The sequence below is a fragment of the Leifsonia sp. P73 genome (genome assembly GCF_051059105.1).
Taxonomy (GTDB): Bacteria; Actinomycetota; Actinomycetes; order Actinomycetales; family Microbacteriaceae; genus Leifsonia.
Genome location: NZ_CP194931.1, coordinates 3,629,868 through 3,648,639, shown reverse-complemented (window position 1 = coordinate 3,648,639; position 18,772 = coordinate 3,629,868). Strand labels below are relative to the sequence as shown.

The following is an 18,772-nucleotide window of genomic DNA, read 5'->3' as shown; positions in this document are numbered from 1 at the left end:
CGATGACCGTGTCCGGACGTTTCGTCGCCCTGCTCGCGCTGGGCGTCGTCCCCGTCGTGCTGCTCGGCGGCGTGACGGCAGCCGCCTACACCGCGCTCGGCGGCTGGGTGCTGCTGTGCCTGGTGCTAGGGGCGATCGACCTCGCGCTGGCGGCCTCCCCGCGCCGGCTGCGGCTGAGCAGGGAGCTGCCTGCACGTGTCCGCCTCGGCGCGGAGGCCGCGAGCGAGCTCTTCGTGACCAACACCGGCGCGCGGACGCTGCGCGGTGTGCTGCGCGACGCGTGGGAGCCGTCGGCCGGGGCGGAGCCGACGCGCACCGCGATCAGCGTCCCGCCGGGCGAGCGCCGCCGCGTCGTGGTGTCGCTGACGCCGTGGCGGCGCGGCGAGCGCCGGGTGGAGGAGGTCACGGTGCGCGCGTGGGGGCCGCTGGGCCTCTGGGCGCGGCAGGCCACGCTGTCCTCTCCCGGGCGCATCCGCGTGCTGCCGCCGTTCAACTCCCGCAAGCACCTGCCGTCGCGACTGGCGCGGCTCCGCGAGCTGGACGGAACCACGAGCGTGATGCTGCGCGGCCAGGGCACCGAGTTCGACTCGCTGCGCGAGTACGTGCGTGGCGACGACGTGCGCTCGATCGACTGGCGCGCGACCGCGCGGCGGCACGACCCGACGGGAGGCCGCGGCGCGCGCGTGATGGTCCGCACCTGGCGGCCGGAGCGCGACCGCCGCGTGGTCCTGGTGATCGACACGGCCCGCACCTCGGCCGCGCGGATCGCGGACGAGCCGCGCATCGACACGGCGTTCGAGGCGTCACTGCTGCTGGCGGCGCTGGCCTCCCGCGCGGGCGACCGCGTGGACCTGCTGGCGTACGACCGCGTCGTCCGCGGCCGGGTGCAGGGGGCGGCCGGGACGGAGCTGCTCTCCCGGATGGTGGACACGATGGCGGGCATCGAGCCCGCGCTCATCGAGATGGACTGGTCGGCGGTGCCCGCCCAGGTCGGCACGCTGACCAGCCAGCGCTCGCTCGTCGTGCTGCTGACCTCGCTCGACGCGCCCGGGGGCTCGCGCGGACTCCTCTCGGTGCTGCCGCAGCTCACCCGCAAGCACCTCGTGCTGGTGGCGAGCGTCACCGACCCGGACACGGAGGCCGCGACGACGCAGCGCGACCGCCGCGAGGACGTCTACCGGGCGGCCTCCGCCGAGCGGGCGCTGCTCGACGTGGCGCGCGTGTCGGCCGCGGTGCGCCGCCTGGGCGGCGAGGTGGTCACGGGCTCCCCCGCCGACCTCCCGCCGGCCCTCGCCGACCGCTACCTGGCCCTCAAGGCCGCCGGCCGCCTCTGACGCTCGGCACATTCGTGCCGAATCGTGCCTTCGCCGCCGCGAATCGCGACATTCGGCACGAATCGTCGTTGTCACATTCGGCACGAATCGCGGCTTTGGCGCCGCGAAACGCGACATTCGGCACGAATCGCGCGGCGGGGCTCAGCCGGCGACGACGCGGCGGTCGCCCGCCTCGAACTCGGTGAGGTCGCCGGTCTCGCCGGCGCGCACGGCCCGGCCGCCGACGAAGAGCATGTAGAAGAGGTACGCGCCGAGCGCGAGCGCTCCGATGGCGATCTTCAGCCAGACCGGAAGCGCCGACGGCGTCACGAAGCCTTCGATCAGGCCGGAGACGAACAGGCTGATGACGCACCCGATCGCGACCGTGAACAGCGCGCGGCCGTCCTCGGCGAGCGCCTGCCCGCGCGTGCGGGCGCCCGGCGCGATCCACGCCCAGAAGATCCGCAGACCCGCCGCGGCGGCGACGAACACGCTGGTGAGCTCCAGGAGGCCGTGCGGCAGGATGTACGAGAACAGCACGTCGCCGCGGCCGTAGGCGAACATGACGCCCGCCGCCGTGCCGATCCCGACCGCGTTCTGGATGAGCACGTACGGCACCCACAGCCCGGTGATCCCGAACGCGATGCACTGCGCGGCGATCCAGGCGTTGTTGGTCCAGACCTGGCCCGCGAACGACGCGGCCGGGTTGTTCGAGTAGTAGTCGACGAACGAGTGGTTCACGTACTGCTTCAGGGCGGCGTCGTCGCCGAGGTTGCGCAGCACCTCCGGGTTTCCGGTGATCCACAGCGCGTAGAGCGTGGAGACGATGACCGTCGCGACCGCCACCGCCAGCACGATCCAGCGGATCCGGTAGAGCGCCGCCGGGAGCTGGAGGGCGAAGAACCGCGGGATCTGCGAGAACAGGTTCGAGCCGGCGCCGGTGAAGCGCAGCCGCGCCGAGGCGAGCGTCACCGAGAGCCGATCCCCCACCGCGGTCGAGCCCGCGCTGGTCTGGATGGCCGACAGATCGGCCGCCCCGGACTGGTACAGGTCGATCAGCTCGTCGGCGTCGCGGCCGTCCAGGCGACGGCGGCGGGCCAGCCGGGAGAGCCTGTCCCAGTCGGCGCTGTGCGCGGCAGTGTATGCGTCGAGATCCATCTGCTTGAATGATAGCCATGACGGCATCCGCGCCCCTCCTCCCGAGTGGGGGCCTTTCGGCCACCGGACCTGCGCCCGAGCGCGAGCTGGTCACGGGCGAGGCCGTCACCCTCGACGTCAAGCCGGCGAGCTACATCCTCCGCGCGGCCGGGACGATCATCGACTGGCTGTTCTCGATGCTCGTCATGCTCGGGCTGATCCTGCTCTTGGTGGGGACCGGCGGCGGCCTCGACCAGGCGCTGCAGCGCGCGCTGGTCATCCTCATCCTCGTGTTCGGGATGGTGATCATCCCGACCGGGATGGAGCTGCTGACCCGCGGCCGCTCACTCGGCAGGCTGGCGGTCGGCGCCCGCATCGTGCGCGACGACGGCGGAGCGACCGGCTTCCGCCACGCGTTCATCCGCGCTCTCGCGGGCGTGCTCGAGATCTACCTGAGCTTCGGCGGCATCGCCGCCCTCACCGGCCTCCTCAACTCCCGCTCCAAGCGCCTCGGCGACCTGCTGGCGGGCACCTACAGCCAAATGGAGCGCGTCCCCCACCCGCAGCCGCTCACGCTGTACCTGCCCCCGCAACTCGCCGGCTGGGCGCTGAACGCCGACGTCGGGAGGCTGCCCGACCGGCTGTCGCGCCGGATCGCGCAGTTCGTGCGGCAGGCCCCGCAGCTGACCGCCGCCGCCAGGTACGGGCTGAGCACCGAGCTGGCCCGGGAGGCGGCGCCGTACGTGTCGCCGCTGCCGCAGGTCGACGCCGAGGCGTTCCTCGTCGCGGTCGCCGTGCTGCGCAGGCAGCGGGACGCCGCCGGCCTGGCGCTGGAGGCCGAGCGGCTGCAGCGGCTGGAGCCGGTGCTCGACGCGCTGCCGCACTCCTTCCCGGACCGCTGACCCGTGACCGGCCGCTGACCCGTCCCATCCCGCACACCCAGGAGCGCCGATGACCGACTACCGTGCCCATTTCGACGCGAGCGTGTCGTTCGTCAACGGCGGCGGCCTGACCGCGGAGGGCTTCCGTCTCGATGTGCCGTCGGCCTCGATCGGCGAGGCGGAGGTCGCGGAGCTCTTCGTCCGCCACCTCGGGCTGGCGCTCGTGGGCGCCGTCGACCTTCGCGGGCTGCGGATCGTGGCCGAGCCGCACCGCGGCAGCCGCGGGATGGCGACGCCGTGGCCGGAGGCCCCCGCGCGCCGCGTCGTCGACCTCAGCCACCGCATCCGCGCCGGGCTGGTCACCTACCCGGGCCTCCCCGAGCCGGTCATCACCCCGCACCTCACCCGCGAGGACTCCCGCGCCCGCTACGCCCCCGGCACCGAGTTCGCGATGGACGTCATCACGATGATCGGCAACACCGGCACCTACCTCGACAGCCCGTACCACCGCTATGCGGACGGCGGCGACCTCGCCTCGCTCGACCTCGCGAGCCTGGTCGGGCTGCCCGCCGAGGTGTTCCACCTGGAGGACGCCGCGGAGCGAGGCATCCCCGCCTCGGTGTTCTTCGACCGCGACCTGGCGGGCACGGCCGTGCTGCTGCACACCGGCTGGGACACTCGCTTCGGGACGCCGGCCTACGCGTCCGGGGCGCCCTACCTCACGGAGGCCGGCGCGCAGCACCTGGCCGACGTGGGCGTGACGCTCGTCGGCATCGACTCGCTCAACATCGACGACACCGAGAGCGGCGGCTCGCGACCCGCGCACAGCATCCTGCTGGCCCACGGCATCCACGTGGTGGAGCACCTGACGCGGCTCGGTGACCTGCCGGCGCGAGGGGCGCGGTTCACGGCGGCGCCGCCGGCGGTGGAGGGGTTCGGGACGTTCCCGGTGCGGGCGTTCGCGGAGGTCTGACGAGAGCCCTCCCGAGGCCTGCTCAGTCGTGCAGGATCCTCTGGAACAGCACGTGGTCCTGCCAGCGCCCGGCGATCTTCAGGTAGTTCGGCGCGACGCCGATCCGCTCGAAGCCCGCGCGGGTGAGGACCGACTGGGAGGCGTGGTTGGCCAACAGGGTCGCCGCCTGGACGCGGTGCAGGGCGTAGTCGTCGCGGGCGGCGTCGAGCAGGGCCGACAGCGCCACCGACGCCAGGCCGCGGCCGGTGTGGCCGCGGTCGAGCCAGTAGCCGACCATCGCGCTCTGGAAGGCGCCGCGGACGATGTTGCTGAGGTCCATCCCCCGGCGATCTCGTCCCCGTCCACGATAACGAGCGGCACCGCGGTCTCCAGCGAGCGGAGCGCCAGGAGCTCCAGTGTTCGGGCGCGCTGCCCGGCCTCGGTGAAGAACTCCTCCGAGCGCGTCGGGTCCCAGGGGGCCAGGTGGCCGCGGTTGCGGACGTAGGCGGCGGCGAGCGCCGCGGCGTCCTCCTCCCGGCGCAGGCGCAGGAGGAGGCCGCCGGGGAGCTCCCGGTCTGCGAAGTCGAGCGCCATCAGTAGCGGTAGTGGTCGACTTTGTACGGGCCGTCGACCGGCACGCCGATGTAGGCGGCCTGCTCGTCCGTGAGGGTGGTGAGCTGGACGCCGAGGGCGGCCAGGTGGAGGCGCGCGACCTTCTCGTCCAGGTGCTTCGGCAGCACGTAGACGCCGATCGGGTAGTCCTCGGTCGATACGAAGAGCTCCAGCTGGGCCAGCACCTGGTTGGCGAACGAGTTGCTCATGACGAAGCTCGGGTGACCGGTGGCGTTGCCGAGGTTCATCAGGCGGCCCTCGGACAGCACCAGGACGCTGCGGCCGTTCGGCAGCCGCCACTCGTGCACCTGCGGCTTGATCTCCACCTTCTCGGCGCCGGGCAGCGCCTCCAGGGAGGCCATGTCGATCTCGTTGTCGAAGTGGCCGACGTTCGCGACGACGGCGAGGTGCTTCATGGCGAGGATGTGGTCGAGCGTGACGACGTTCACGTTGCCCGTGCCGGTGATGAGGATGTCCACCTGGTCGATGACCGACTCCAGCGTGGTGACCTGGAAGCCGTCCATCGCCGCCTGGAGGGCGTTGATCGGGTCGACCTCGCTGACGATGACCCTGGCGCCCTGGCCGCGCAGCGCCTCCGCCGCGCCCTTGCCCACGTCGCCGTAGCCCGCGACGAACGCGACCTTGCCGCCCATGAGCACGTCGGTGGCGCGGTTGAGGCCGTCCGGCAGCGAGTGGCGGATGCCGTACTTGTTGTCGAACTTGCTCTTGGTGACCGAGTCGTTGACGTTGATCGCCGGGAACAGCAGCTCGCCGTGCTTGGCCAGCTCGTAGAGGCGGTGGACGCCGGTCGTGGTCTCCTCGGTGACGCCGAGGATGCCGTCGGCGACGCGCGTCCAACGGTCGGGCGACGTCGCCAGGGAGGCGCGCAGCGCGGCGAGGATGACGCGGTACTCGTGGCTGTCGCCCTCGGCGTCGTCCGGCACCGCGCCGGCGAGCTCGAACTCGCGGCCCTTGTGGACCAGCAGGGTGGCGTCGCCGCCGTCGTCGAGGATGAGGTTGGGTCCGGTCCAGTCGGCGCCGGCGGCCGCGGCCTCCGCGCTCCAGTCGAAGATCTGCTGGGTGCACCACCAGTACTCGTCGAGGGTCTCGCCCTTCCAGGCAAAGACGGGGACGCCGTCGGGCGCCTGGACCGTGCCGTGCGGGCCGACCGCGATGGCCGCGGCTGCCTCGTCCTGCGTGGAGAAGATGTTGCAGCTCGCCCAGCGCACCTGCGCGCCGAGGGCCACCAGGGTCTCGATCAGCACGGCGGTCTGCACGGTCATGTGCAGCGAGCCGGCGATGCGGGCGCCGGCCAACGGCTGGGAGGCGCCGAACTCCTCGCGGAGGGCCATCAGGCCGGGCATCTCGTTCTCGGCGAGCCGGATCTGGTGCCGCCCGCCCCGGCGAGCGAGAGGTCGGCGACGCGGAACGGCAGGGACGTGTCAGTGACGGCGGAAGGCATGCCGTTATTCTCCCATGCGCGTCCTGTCGCGCCAGCCGGATGGCTATTCGGCGCGGATGAGCGCCAGCACCTCGTCGCGGATGCGGGTCATCGTGGGGGCGTCCGCCGCCTCCACGTTCAGGCGCAGCAGCGGCTCGGTGTTGGACGGACGCACCGAGAACCACCAGAACGGCTCGGTCTCGTCCGTGTAGCCGGTGATGGTGAGTCCGTCCAGCTCGTCGAACTCGGCACGGCCGGTGAACGCCTCCACGACGCGCGCGTACGCGGCCGGGACGTCCTCCACCGTCGAGTTGATCTCGCCGGACTGCGAGTACGGCGTGCACGCCGCCGCCAGCTCGGACAGCGGGCGCTCCTGCGCCCCGAACTCGGCCAGCATGTGCATCGCGGCCAGCATTCCGTTGTCGGCGCTCCAGAAGTCGCGGAAGTAGTAGTGCGCCGAGTGCTCGCCGCCGAAGACGGCACCCGACTCGCGCATGGCCGCCTTGATCAGCGAGTGGCCCACGCGCGTGCGGTAGGCCGTCGCACCCGCTGCCTCGATCGTCTCCGGGACGATGTTGGACGTGATCAGGTTGTGGATGACCGTGATCTCGGCGTCCGGGTCCTCCGCGCGGGCGCGGTCGATCTCGCGGAGGGCGACGATCGCGGCCACGGCGGACGGCGACACCGCGCCCCCGGTCTCGTCCACGACGAAGCAGCGGTCCGCGTCGCCGTCGAACGCGAGGCCGAGGTCGGCGCCATGCTCGACGACCGCCGCCTGGAGGTCGACCAGGTTGGCCGGCTCCAGCGGGTTCGCCTCGTGGTTCGGGAAGCTGCCGTCGAGCTCGAAGTAGAGCGGGACGATCTCGATCGGCAGGGCGGGCAGCCCCGCGGCCTCGCCGAGCACGGCGGGGACGGTCAGGCCGCCCATTCCGTTGCCTGCGTCCACGACGATCGTGATGGGGCGGATGTCGCTCAGGTCGACCAGGCCGCGCAGGTACGCGGCGTAGTCGGCGAGGACGTCCTGCTCGCGGTACGAGCCGGGCTCGGCGACGGGCTCCAGACCCTCGGCCAGGTAGACGGCCGCACGGTCGCGGATGGCGGCGAGGCCGGTGTCCATGCTGAGGCCCTGCGCGCCGGCGCGGGAGAGCTTGATGCCGTTGTAGGTGGCGGGGTTGTGGCTCGCGGTGAACATCGCGGCGGGCGCCTGCAGCGCGCCGGAGGCGAAGTAGGACTCGTCGGTGGAGCACAGCCCGATCGACACGACGTCCGCCCCGCGGGCCTGCGCCCCGCGCGCGAACGCGGCGGCGAACTCCGGCGAGGAGTCGCGCATGTCGTGGCCGACCACGACCTCCGAGCCGGCGGCGCCGATCTCGTCGACGAAGGCCGCGGCGATCGCGGTCACGATCTCGGGGGTCAGGCCGCTGCCGACCAGCCCGCGCACATCGTAGGTCTTGATCACTCCGGAGAGGGCGTCACGGTAGTCGTCGATCGAGTCAGGTGTGTGCACCCGGTCACACTACTTGATCTCGCCGAAGACCTCGTGCCGGACGATCTGCCAGCCCTGCGGCGCCGACAGGCGCTCCGCGTGGATGGCGCACAGGTCGTACGAGTGCGGCTCGTGGTGGAGGCTAAGCGGGCCGAGCACGGCCATCGAGTCCGCGTAGACGTAGGTCAGCGTCGACACGGCGTCGCGCGGACACGCGACACGGGAACACGGGCGGCTCAACATCGGCCTCAGACTACCGGAGCCCCACCGACGTAGGATTGCGACATGCCCCGCAACCGCCGCACCAGCAGCAACCCCCGGCGACCAGCCGGTGGCGCAGCCGTCACGGACGCGGCGCGCGCGGGCCGGTCACCGGACCGCATCTGCCGATGCTGCAGAACCGCATCGACTTCTTCGACATGACCGTGGCCTCCACCGCCGACTACCTCAAGGGCGTCTGGCCGGACGAGCTGGCGGACGTGCACTTCGAGGTCGCGGCCACGCCGGTGGGCAACACCGGGAGCGACGGCGTCGACCGCTGGTACGTCGACCACGCGCGCCGGCGCGTCGTGCTCTACCGCGTGCCCATCCAGCGGCTGACCAAGCTGCACCGCGACGACGACCTGCACCGCCGGATGTACATCGAGGGATGCGTCTTCCGCGCCGTCGCCGAGCTGCTCGGCAAGGACCCCTGGGACCTCGCGCCCGACCGCTTCCGGCACTTCTGAGCCGAGCCGCGGTCGCACCCGGGACTCAGTGCGGGTAGACCTCGATCGGGGATGCGAGCGGTCCCGCGGGCGAGACCGCGAACGCGCTCGTCTGCCCGTCGCCGGTGAAGCTGACGCCGGCCACGAGACCGTCGCCCCCGGTGATCGTGTACCGGCCGCTGTGGACCGCCGCGCCGGTCCCGCCCTCTGCCGGCACCGTGAGCGAGATCGGCGGGCCGGACTCCGGCTGGATCTTCACCTTGACGTCCTTGTCGGCGGCGTTGGCGAAGTGCAGGCGCGGGCCGGGTCCCGGCGGCACGGCGACGAGCTGGGAGTCCGTGATGGGCGGGGAGGACACGAACCACGCGAAGTCCCGCGTCTTGGTCCCGATGACCGAGGTGCGGACGGCCGCGACGACGGGGACGCTCGATCGCACGGTGACGTCGAAGTTCCCGTCCTTGAGGTGGTCGAGCGGGATCTCTGCGACGTTGCCCGCCTTCACGGTCTGCGCGTAGGAGTTGCCCGCGGCCGTTCCGGTCTCCCCCACGGCGCCGACGGTGATCTGGGCGTCCTGGGTCCCCGGCACGAAGACGCGCACGGTCGGGAACTCGACGCTGACCGCCTCCGCGGACTGCGCGGCGGTGACGGCGGCGAGCGAGGCGATGGTCACCCCGGAAATCGTCTGCACCCGGGAGGGCGCGCCCGTCGGGCCGGCGAGCTCCACGCCGCGCGGGTCGATGCCCTGCTCGAAGCTCTGCTGCATGGTGGCCACGACGGCGCCGCCGGTGGTGCTCACGTGGACCACGGGCGCGGTGGCGGAGGGCGCGAGGCCCGCGAGCGGGACGACCTTCTGCGCGCCGGCGGGGACGACGATGCCGGTCGCGCCCGGCGCCGCGACCCGGCCCGTTTCGGTGTAGAGGTCGAGGTTGACGGTCGCGTCCACGGAGGTCGGGTTGGAGAGCAGCACGAGGCTGGTCTGGCCGAGGGTGGTCGCGCCGGCCACGAGCCAGCTGTCGGCGCTCGCCTCGGCGCAGGAGGCCGCGGCCAGCCCGGCGAGGTCCGGGCTGCTGACGCTCTGCACCTGTGCGCCTGCGAACAGCGGAGGACGGGTGGCGCCCTGCGGGGTCGCCGCGGTCAGCGCGAGCGGGGCCTGATCGGCCGAGTCGGTGGAGGCGTCCGGCTTGAGGTTCCTGGTCTGGGTGTCAGGGCCGTCCGTGCCGTAGACGGTCGAGAACCTTCCGATGGCGCTCGGCTGCGAGGCCTGGCCGGCGTCGGCGGCGAGGGCGAGCGCGGGTCCGGGGCAGACGCGCTGCTGGTCGGCCGGGACGGGGCGGACGGTCTTCGACGGCGCGTCGATCGCGAAGCCGGACAGCGGGAGCAGGGTCGCACCGGCGATGACGACGGCGGCGATCCCGATGCCGACGACGCCTCCGATCGCGCGGACGCCGCCCTGGGCGAGGGCACGGCGGTCAGCCACGGTCGCTCCTCTCGATGGCGGGACGGGGCCGGATGATGGTCTCGTCGAGGCCGTCCTCCAGCGTGGTCGGGGCCTCGAACGAGACGGCGGCCTGGAGGGCGAAGTCGTGCGCGGTAGCGTTCGGCCCGGTGGCGGGCTCCGGTGCGAGGGGCTCCGGCTCAGAGACCGGGGCCACGACCGCGGCCGACTCGTGCTCCGGCTCGGGCTCGGGCTTCGGGCGCGTGGTCTCCTCCGGCTCCGGATGCGCCTCGCGCGCCTCGTCCTCGTCCGCGGACTCGACCACGGCCTCGTCCTCCGGCTCGGCGTCCCATTCGTCCAGGCTCTCGCCCGCGACCGGGACGTCGCCGTCCGACGGCGGGACCGGCTCGTCGTCCGGCTCGATGGCGGGAGGCTCCCCGCCGTGCTTGCGCGCGGGGCGGCGGGAGTTCAGCTCGGAGACGCGGTCGGCGGACCGCGTGGTCGGGATGGCCAGCAGCAGCGTGAAGCCGATGATCAACCCCTGGACGAGGAGCACGATCACGCGCCACATCCCGCCCGCGTCCGGCGGGATCTGCGCCGCGGGCGGCTCCACGGTCGTTCCGCGGTCGAAGGCCCACAGCGAGCCCGTCGTGGTCTGGCCGACCGGTGCGAGGAGCGAGTTCGCGTCCATCGCGACGCTCGCGCGCACCCGGGTCGCGTCGGCCGCTGTGGTGTCCGGCTTGGTCCCGACGTGCTCGTCCAGCGCCGTCGCCGACGGGGTGAGCAGCACGAAGTCGATACCGAGCCGCTTCAGCTCGCCCGAGGCGTCGAAGCCGCTGCGGGACGCGAGGTTCCCGGCGAGCGTCGCGAGCTCCTGCTGCCCCGACGACAGCGAACGCTCGGTCGAGCTCAGCGTGGTCTGGCCGTCGAGGGTCTGCCCGGCCCCGCGGACGACCTCCGCCCGGATGCCGCCGTCCGGCTGAGGGGTGATCCGCAGCGTGCCGGTGCGCGGCTGGGTCGAGGCCTTCGCCGTCACCACCGCCGGCATCGTCCGCCCGTCGCTCGCCGTCACAAGGGCCTGGCCGTCGTGCGTGGCGAGCGCCGAGGGAACGGCCGCGATCGCAATGGTCACCATCGCCACCCAGGCCGGTGCGAGAGCGCCGCGCCGCAGCGCCGAGAGCGCGAGCACGGCGGCGCCGATGAGTCCGAGCCAGTAGAGGCTCACGGCGCTACCCGGCCAGATCGGGACGACCGCGGAGCCGGAGACCGCGAGCTCGATGTGGAGCGCCGTCACGGCGGTGAGGAAACCGGCGAGCGCGACCAGCAGGGCGACGACCGCGCGGACGGTTCCGCGCAGGAAGAGCGCGAGGATCGCGAGGATGCCGAGCGGCGCCAGCAGGATGGGCACGATGATGCTGCCCGGGAGGGCGCCGAGCCCGAGCGCGTGCGCGAGGGCGTGCCAGCCGCCGAGCGCTCCGTCCGGGAAGCCCAGTGCGAGCTGCCACGCGGGCGTCTGCCTCGCGTCGAGCGGGACGCCGGGGTCGGCGAAGATCGACAGCCACGCGCCGCGGGAGGCCTGCTGCCAGACCAGCGGCGCGAACAGCACGACGGCCGGCAGCGGGATGAAGACGATGCGCGCGGCGCGGCGGCCGGCGAACACGATGGCCGCGATCCAGGCGATCACGAGCGCCGGGATGAGCACAGGCGCGCAGGCGACGGTCGCGGCCGCGATGAGCGCCGTCGTGGCGCTGGCCGTCCACGACCGGCGGGCGGCGAGTCCGGCGAAGAACAGCCACGGCAGGAGGATGTGCGCGAGCACGGCGCCGGGGCGGCCGCCCTGCAGCGCGACGAACAAGGTCGGCGCCAGCGCGTAGACGACGGCGGCGAAGGCCCGGAGGGTCGGCCGGACGGTCAGCCGTGCGGCGGCGAGCCACGCGCCGAGCGCCGCCAGCGGCAGGGCGAGCAGCCAGAGCGCCACGAGAGACACGCTCGGCTGCCAGAAGGTGAGGGTGCCGAGCACGGCGAGCACGGCGGAGAACGGGTCCGCGGCGCCGGTGAAGCCGAGGTTGATGTCGCGCCAGCCGTAGCCGAGGTTCGCCCAGAGGTCGCCGACCGAGGTATTCAGGGGCAGCATCCCGCCGCCGGTGATCGCGCCGGAACCGGCCAGCGGGTAGAAGAGGAGGACGCCGACGGCCAGCATCGCGAGCACCGCCCAGCCGCCTCCTGTGCCCCAGAAGTCGAGTTCCTGGCGTTCGCCCTGCTGGCGGACCATCGCCGCCTCCCGCTTGAGCGCGCGGCCGCGGCGCACCTCGGCGAACGGCAGCCGCAGCGGCGCGATGGCCGCCCAGCCGACCGTGCGGGCGCGGGAGAGCCGGCGGCGGGCGTTGCCGACCGCCATGCCGGAGAACGCGACCCGGAAGGCCGCGCCCAGCTCGCCGCCGACCGAGCCCGGCTCCTTGCGGAGGAGGCGCACGATGGAGCGCACGATCGCCAGCGGCACGAGCGTCAGCCAGTGCGGCACGAGCGCCCAACCGGGTGCGTAGACCATCCGGCGGTGGAGCTGCGCCCTGCGGCGCTCCCTGCGAGCTTGCGGCGCACCGACCACTTGCGCGACAGGTTGGGGCCGGCCACGCCGTCGCCGCCGACGGCGACCCTGGCCTGGGCGACGAGCGTCACGCGGTAGCCGGCCAGGCGCGCCCTGGTGCAGAAGTCGAGCCCGGAGTCGACAGTGGGCAGTGCCGGGTCGAAGCCGTCGAGGGCGTCCCAGACCGGCTGGCGGACGAGCATCCCCGCGGCCGACACGGCGAGCACGTCGCTCAGGCCGTCGTGCTGGGCCTGATCGAGCTCGTTCTCGACCAGCGGCAGGGAGGCGCCGAAGGGCGTCATCGACTCGCCGAACTCGCGGATGAACGCGGCGTCCTCGGCGTCGACCAGCTTGGGGCCGACGACGGCCACGGAGGGCGAGACCTCCAGCGCGCCGATCAGCGCGGCCAGGGCCTCCGGCTCCGGCGCGGTGTCGTGGGCGAGCAGCCAGAGCAGCTCATCGGACGAGGTGGTGGGCGGGAGCACGCGCACGGCGGTGGCGATGGCCGTGCCGAAGGACAGCTTCTCCGGGCTGCGGAGGAGCTGGGTGGGCTTGGCGTCGGCGAGGAGGCGGGCGGCGTCGTCCGTGCTCGCGCAGTCGACGGCGATCACGGCGTCCGGCTGTCGGGTCTGTGCCGCGAGGGCGTCGAGAGTGCGCTGCAGGCTGGTGCCGCCGCTCGGGGCGACGACGATGGCGGTGACTCTCGGATACATCGGGAGTCAGCCTAAGTTGGGGCTGCGCCGATCCCGGTAGTGCATCGGGCGCGGCGCGTATTCGACCCGGCTCAGCCCGCGCGCTTGCGGAGCTTGCGGCGCTCGCGCTCCGAGAGGCCGCCCCAGATCCCGAACCGCTCGTCGTTGGCGAGCGCGTATTCGAGGCACTGGGACCGGACTTCGCACGAGGTGCAGATCCGCTTGGCGTCGCGAGTGGAGCCGCCCTTCTCGGGGAAGAACGCCTCCGGATCCGTCTGCGCGCACAGGGCGTCGGACTGCCAGGCGAGCGGGTTGTCGTCCTCGACAGCCGCCCGGACTCCCGGAACCCCGAGTCGCACCGGATCCACGAACCAGTCGTCGGGTACCCCAGAACGATATTCAGGAATTGCCATATCGGTTCCCCACCCTCTAACTGACGTACACGTTTGTCGTGTCGCAATAATTACACCGTTGTCATTCGCTTCCGTCAAGTCGCGAATCGTAAAGCCTTAACGCCTGGTCGAGAGTTCACGACGCGCCGGGGCACGACAACAATCGCGACACGCCCGACCTGTCTACCCCCGTCGGGCTGCAGGTCAGGACGCCGCCTGCCGTGCTTCCCAGGCGCTGCCTACCATTTCCTCGAGGGAGTGGCGCATCTTCCAGTCGAGGTCGCGCGCGGCGAGCTCTCCTGAGGCAACGATCCTCGCCGGGTCCCCCGGCCGTCGAGGCCCCACTTCTGGGGTGAAGGCGATCCCGGTCACGCGGGCGACCGTCGACATGATCTCGCCCACGCTGACGCCGTCGCCGCTGCCCAGGTTGTAGACGGGCTGGATCGGCTCCCCCGCGTCGAGGCGCTTGGCCGCGGCGACGTGCGAGACGGCGAGGTCGGCGACGTGGATGTAGTCGCGCACGCAGGTGCCGTCCGGCGTCGGGTAGTCGTCGCCGTTGACCCGAGGGGTGCGGCCGGCGACGAGGGCGTCGAAGACCAGGGGGAAGAGGTTGTGCGGGCTGGTGTCGCGCAGCGCCGGGTCGCCGGAGCCGACGACGTTGAAGTAGCGGAGCGAGGTGTGGCGGAGGCTCGCGGCGACGCCCTGGTCGCGCAGCAGCCACTCCCCGATCAGCTTGGACTCGCCGTACGGCGACTCCGGGCTCTTGGGGGTGGACTCGGTGACCAGGTCGACGTCCGGGGTTCCGTACACCGCGGCGGACGAGGAGAAGACGATCGCGTCGACCCCCGCCTCCTGCATCGCGGCGAGCAGCACGGCGGTCGCGGTGACGTTCTGCTCGTAGGTGTGCAGCGGCCGCTGGACGGACACGCCCGCGTACTTGAAGCCGGCGACGTGCACGACGCCGCTCACGGTGTTCTCCCGGAAGATCCGCTCCAGCAGCGCGCCGTCGAGGATGGTGCCGCGGTAGAAGGGCACGTCGGCGGGGACGAACTCCTCATGCCCGCTGGACAGGTCGTCGACCACGACGACGTCGATGCCCTCCGCCCGGAACGCCCGCACCACGTGGGAGCCGATGTAGCCGGCCCCTCCAGTCACCAACCACGCCACGGGCGTCCTCCTGCTCATTCGCATTCCTGGGGTCCCGGCCACCCTATCGTTCGGTCACCCGGCCCCGGCCCCACATGCAGCCGCCGAGACGTGAGTCGTTGCGGGTTCAGCTCGCGCGATTCCCGCAACGACTCACCTCTCGGCGGCGTGGTGGTGGGGGTTAGACGAAGGCGGCCTCGCCGGTGATGGCTCGGCCTACGATCAGGGTGTTCATTTCCCGGGTGCCCTCGTAGGAGTAGAGGGCCTCGGCGTCGGCGAAGAAGCGGGCCACGTCGTAGTCGAGGACGATGCCGTTGCCGCCCATCAGCTCGCGGCAGCGCGCCACCGTCTCGCGCATCCGTGCCGTCGCGAACGCCTTGGCCAGCGCCGAGTGCTCGTCGCGCTGCTCGTCGTCGTCCAGCATCTGGGACACCCGGGTGCAGAGGGCGATGGAGGCCGTGATGTCGCCGATGGACTTCACCAGGAGGTCCTGGATGAGCTGGTGCTTGGCGATCGGCTTGCCGAACTGCACGCGCTCCTTCGCGTAGCGCAGCGCGGCCTCGTACGCGCCGACCGCGACGCCGACGGCGGACCAGGCGACCTCGGCGCGGGTCTGCCGCAGCACGGCGGCGGTGTCGCGGAAGCTGTTCGCGTTCTGGAGGCGCAGCGACTCGGGCACGCGCACGTTCTCCAGCGTGATGTCCGCGTTCTGGACGATGCGCAGCGACGTCTTGCCCTCGATCTTGGTCGCGGTGTAGCCGGGCGTGCTGGTCGGGACGATGAAGCCCTTCACCTGGCCGTCCTCCGCGCTCTTGGCCCAGATGACCGTGATGTCGCTGAAGGTGGCGTTGCCGATCCAGCGCTTGGAGCCGTTGAGGATCCAGTCGTCGCCGTCGCGGGTCGCGACCGTGCGCAGGCCCTGGGCGGAGTCGGAGCCGGAGTCCGGCTCGGTGAGGCCGAACGCGCCGAGCACCTCGCCGCTGGCGAGCTTGGGCAGCCACTCCGCACGCTGCTCCGTCGAGCCGCAGATGCCGATCGCGCCGAGCGCCAGGCCGTTCTGCACGCCCACGTAGGTGCTGACGGAGGCGTCGACACGGGACAGCTCCAGGGCGACCCAGCCGCGGAAGACCGCGGAGTTCTCGAACGGCGCGGTCTCCTCGAAGCCGAGGCCGATCGCGCCCGCCCCATGCAGCACGTCCACGATCTGCCGTGGGAACTCCGCACGCTCCCAGTACTCGTTGACGATCGGCTTCAGCTCGGTCTCCAGCGCCGCGCGCAGGTTCGCGATGAAGTCGCGCTCGCGCTCGGTCAGGAGGTTCTCGAAGCCGTAGAAGTCGCTGGCGAGGGGTTCGAAGGCCATGTGTGCTCCAGTGCATGCGGTCGGCAGAGACCGCCAGCCTAGGGACCGGCCCTGGGCGCGGCAAAGCGATTGGTACTTTGGTCTAACCGGATCGAAGGGAACACGACGGATGTTTGTGCGCATCGGCAACACCCCGCGCGATTACGCGTGGGGTTCCACCACCGCGATCGCCCAGCTCCTCGGCACGACGCCGAGCGGCGCCCCGGAGGCGGAGCTGTGGCTGGGCGCGCACCCGGGCTCCCCCGCCCGCATCCTCGACCCGGAGGACGCCGGCGGTGCCGCCGACCTCGCGCACTGGAGCGAGACGGCCGGGAGGCTCCCCTACCTGCTCAAGGTGCTCGCGGCGGCGGGCCCGCTCTCGCTGCAGGCGCACCCCTCGTCCGCGCAGGCGCGCGCCGGGTTCGAGCGCGAGAACGCCGAGGGCCTGGCGCCGGACTCCCCCGAGCGCAACTACAAGGACCCGTTCCACAAGCCGGAGATGATCTTCGCGCTGTCCGACCCGTTCGACGCGCTCTGCGGCTTCCGGGAGCCGGCGGACAGCCGCGCCGCGCTCGAACGGCTGGCCGGCGGCGACCCCGCGGTGGCCGCGTTCGCGGCCACGCTCGACGGCGACCCGCAGCAGGCGCTGCGCCGCGCGACCGAGTGGCTGCTGGGCGGCGCGCCGGAGGTGGCGGCGGTCGTCGACGCCGTGGTCGAGGCGGCGCGGACCGCGGACGGCGTCGACGCCGACACCGTCCGGATGCTGGCGGAGGCCTTCCCCGGCGACCCCGGGATCGTCCTCGCGCTGCTGCTCAACCGGGTCGCGCTGCGCCCGGGCGACGCCCTCTACCTCCCGGCGGGCAACATCCACGCCTACCTCCGCGGCCTCGGCGTCGAGCTGATGGCCGCCTCCGACAACGTGCTGCGCGGCGGCCTGACCCCGAAGCGGATCGACGTTCCCGAGCTGGTGAGCGTCCTCGACTTCAGGCCGTTGGCGGTGACCCCGATGGTCCGGGAGCGGCCGGCGCCCGGCGTCGAGGAGTTCGTGCCGGACGTGCCCGACTTCCGGCTGATGCGCGTGGAGGTCGGCGGCGACGTGCCGTCCGCCACGGTCGACCTGCCGGGCACGGCGATCGCGCTCTGCACGGCAGGGGACGTGGAGCTCCGCGGCGCGACCGGCTCGGTGCGGCTCTCCCGCGGCGAGGCTGCGGTGGTGACGGCGGACGAGGGCACGCTGACCGTATATGCCGGCGCGGGAACACTGTTCGTGGCGACGCCGAACCGGTGAGCTATCCTTCGGGGGTGAGCAGGCCCTCCCCTTCGGCGCCCGGATCGAACCCGCTGCGCGACCGCGTCGACGCCGCCCGCGGCGCCTCCGGCACCGGGGTCTCGGTGTTCGCGACGCTGCTGCTGTTCACGCTGTTCGCCGGGGACTTCTGGCGCAACCTGATCAGCTGGCCGGGCTACTTCGTCCTCGCAGGCGTGCTGGCGGTGGGGAGCGTCGTCCTCCTGGTGCGGCTGCGGCCGGACGTGCGCTGGCGGAAGCTGCCGAAGTCGCTGGTGCTGTTCCTCACGTTCGCGGTCGTCTCGCTGGCGTGGTCGGCGTACCCCGGCGCGACCGCGCTCGGGCTGGTCGCCCAGTTCGCCACGACCGGCGCCGCGCTGTTCCTCGCGTTCTGCCTGAGCTGGCGGGCGCTGCTCACGGCCCTGGCGAACGCGTTCCGCTGGATCCTCGGGCTCTCGCTGCTGTTCGAGTTGATCGTGGCCGTCTTCGTGCGCCGGCCCGTGCTCCCGCTCACGCCCACCCAGCCGGCGCCGGCGCACATCCCGTCGGCGTTCTACTGGAGCCGCGACCTGCTCTTCCACGGCGGCCAGATCCAGGGGATCGTCGGCAACAGCAACCTCCTGGCGATGGTCGCGCTGCTCGGGCTCGTCGTGTTCGGCATCCAGCTCGCCGATCGCAGCATCCGCCGCGGGACCGCGATCACCTGGATCGTCGTCGCCGTCGTGACGTTCGCGCTGACCCGCTCCTCCACCGTCTTCATCGCCGCCGTCTTCACCGCAGTCGTGCTCGGCTTCGCGCTCTGGACGCGCCGCGCCGGCCCCGAGCGGAGGCGGCCGGTGTACCTCACCGCGGCGGCGCTCGCGGTCGTGGTCGTGGTGTCCGTCGTGCTGTTCGCCTCCCGCATCCCCGTGCTGCTCGGCAAGAGCGAAGACCTCACCGGCCGGCTGACGATCTGGAACTCCGTCATCCACCTCGCCCAGGAGCGCCCGGCGTTCGGCTGGGGCTGGGTGAGCTACTGGGCGCCCTGGGTGTCGCCGTTCAAAGACCTCGCCGTCCGCAGCGGCGTCGAATACCTGCAGGCGCACAACGCCTGGCTCGACGTCTGGCTGCAGCTCGGGATCGTCGGCCTGGTGATCTTCGCCCTCCTGGTGCTGAGCACGCTGTGGCGGTCCTGGTTCCTGGCCGTGGACCGGCCGCGGGTGGCCGTCGCCGACGACCTGCCGTACACCGCGCTCGCCCTCCTGCCGCTGCTGCTGCTGGCCGCACTCCTCGCCCAGAGCCTCGCCGAGAGCCGCATGCTGATCGAAGGGGGCTGGGCGGTGCTGGCGTTGCTCTCCCTGAAGACCAAGCAGTCCGCCACGTAGGATTCT

General features: G+C 72.6%; 15 protein-coding genes and 2 pseudogenes. 6 read left to right on the top strand and 11 right to left on the bottom strand.

Annotated elements, in window-relative coordinates; translation table 11 throughout:
* Positions 1–2 precede the first annotated feature (2 nt).
* Positions 3–1,334 carry a DUF58 domain-containing protein gene (locus ACQ86L_RS18755; protein ID WP_434316737.1) on the top strand — a complete coding sequence of 444 codons (1,332 nt, stop codon included), beginning with the start codon at positions 3–5 and terminating at the stop codon, positions 1,332–1,334.
* A gap of 141 nt (positions 1,335–1,475) precedes the next feature.
* Here the strand turns inward: ACQ86L_RS18755 and ACQ86L_RS18750 are convergent, their stop codons facing one another.
* Positions 1,476–2,471, bottom strand: a complete 996-nt coding sequence (locus ACQ86L_RS18750) for a stage II sporulation protein M (protein ID WP_434316736.1) — start codon at positions 2,469–2,471, stop codon at positions 1,476–1,478.
* 17 nt (positions 2,472–2,488) lie between these two features.
* Between ACQ86L_RS18750 and ACQ86L_RS18745 the strand changes: the two genes are divergently transcribed.
* Together ACQ86L_RS18745 and ACQ86L_RS18740 are read left to right on the top strand one after the other, a co-directional pair.
* The gene (locus ACQ86L_RS18745) at positions 2,489–3,352 is read left to right on the top strand and encodes an RDD family protein (protein WP_434316735.1); all 864 of its coding nucleotides are present in this window, start codon (positions 2,489–2,491) and stop codon (positions 3,350–3,352) included.
* Positions 3,353–3,401: 49 nt separating this feature from the next.
* Positions 3,402–4,304, top strand: coding sequence for a cyclase family protein (locus tag ACQ86L_RS18740; protein ID WP_434316734.1), 903 nt, complete (start codon positions 3,402–3,404; stop codon positions 4,302–4,304).
* Positions 4,305–4,326: 22 nt separating this feature from the next.
* Here ACQ86L_RS18740 and ACQ86L_RS18735 read toward each other — a convergent pair whose 3' ends face one another.
* The 4 genes and pseudogenes from ACQ86L_RS18735 to ACQ86L_RS18720 form a co-directional block, all read right to left on the bottom strand.
* Positions 4,327–4,623 carry a GNAT family N-acetyltransferase gene (locus tag ACQ86L_RS18735; RefSeq protein ID WP_434316733.1) on the bottom strand — a complete coding sequence of 99 codons (297 nt, stop codon included), beginning with the start codon at positions 4,621–4,623 and terminating at the stop codon, positions 4,327–4,329.
* Positions 4,624–4,876: 253 nt separating this feature from the next.
* Positions 4,877–6,357 (bottom strand): annotated as a pseudogene (ahcY, locus tag ACQ86L_RS18730) (adenosylhomocysteinase).
* Positions 6,358–6,400: 43 nt separating this feature from the next.
* Positions 6,401–7,843: a phosphomannomutase/phosphoglucomutase gene (locus ACQ86L_RS18725; RefSeq protein ID WP_434316732.1), complete on the bottom strand. Its 1,443-nt coding sequence runs from the start codon at positions 7,841–7,843 to the stop codon at positions 6,401–6,403.
* 9 nt (positions 7,844–7,852) lie between these two features.
* Positions 7,853–8,065, bottom strand: a complete 213-nt coding sequence (locus ACQ86L_RS18720) for a DUF3499 family protein (protein WP_179607582.1) — start codon at positions 8,063–8,065, stop codon at positions 7,853–7,855.
* Between the two features lie 42 nt (positions 8,066–8,107).
* Between ACQ86L_RS18720 and ACQ86L_RS18715 the strand changes: the two are divergent.
* Positions 8,108–8,550 (top strand): annotated as a pseudogene (locus ACQ86L_RS18715) (metallopeptidase family protein).
* A 25-nt stretch (positions 8,551–8,575) separates the two neighbouring features.
* Here the strand turns inward: ACQ86L_RS18715 and ACQ86L_RS18710 are convergent.
* The 6 genes from ACQ86L_RS18710 to ACQ86L_RS18685 form a co-directional block, all read right to left on the bottom strand.
* On the bottom strand, positions 8,576–10,006 hold the full coding sequence (locus ACQ86L_RS18710) for a DUF5719 family protein (protein ID WP_434316731.1): 1,431 nt from the start codon (positions 10,004–10,006) through the stop codon (positions 8,576–8,578).
* The gene (locus ACQ86L_RS18705) at positions 9,999–12,512 is read right to left on the bottom strand and encodes a glycosyltransferase (RefSeq protein WP_434316730.1); all 2,514 of its coding nucleotides are present in this window, start codon (positions 12,510–12,512) and stop codon (positions 9,999–10,001) included. Before ACQ86L_RS18705 ends, ACQ86L_RS18710 begins: the two co-directional genes overlap by 8 nt.
* Positions 12,470–13,261 (bottom strand): glycosyltransferase family 2 protein, encoded by a 792-nt coding sequence (locus ACQ86L_RS18700; protein WP_434316729.1) that lies wholly within the window; start codon positions 13,259–13,261, stop codon positions 12,470–12,472. Before ACQ86L_RS18700 ends, ACQ86L_RS18705 begins: the two co-directional genes overlap by 43 nt.
* A gap of 71 nt (positions 13,262–13,332) precedes the next feature.
* A complete protein-coding gene (locus tag ACQ86L_RS18695) occupies positions 13,333–13,653 on the bottom strand; it encodes a WhiB family transcriptional regulator (RefSeq protein WP_345836731.1) in 321 nt (106 codons plus the stop codon).
* A 183-nt stretch (positions 13,654–13,836) separates the two neighbouring features.
* Complete coding sequence (gene galE / locus ACQ86L_RS18690) at positions 13,837–14,799, bottom strand: UDP-glucose 4-epimerase GalE (protein WP_434316728.1); 963 nt, start codon at positions 14,797–14,799, stop codon at positions 13,837–13,839.
* 160 nt (positions 14,800–14,959) lie between these two features.
* The gene (locus ACQ86L_RS18685) at positions 14,960–16,138 is read right to left on the bottom strand and encodes an acyl-CoA dehydrogenase family protein (protein WP_434316727.1); all 1,179 of its coding nucleotides are present in this window, start codon (positions 16,136–16,138) and stop codon (positions 14,960–14,962) included.
* A 109-nt stretch (positions 16,139–16,247) separates the two neighbouring features.
* Here ACQ86L_RS18685 and manA point away from each other — a divergent pair, with 109 nt between their 5' ends.
* Both manA and ACQ86L_RS18675 read left to right on the top strand, forming a co-directional pair.
* Entirely contained in the window at positions 16,248–17,405 is a 1,158-nt protein-coding gene (gene manA / locus ACQ86L_RS18680) for a mannose-6-phosphate isomerase, class I (protein WP_434316726.1), read from the top strand.
* Between the two features lie 14 nt (positions 17,406–17,419).
* A complete protein-coding gene (locus ACQ86L_RS18675; RefSeq protein ID WP_434316725.1) occupies positions 17,420–18,766 on the top strand; it encodes an O-antigen ligase family protein in 1,347 nt (448 codons plus the stop codon).
* The last annotated feature ends 6 nt before the right edge of the window (positions 18,767–18,772 follow it).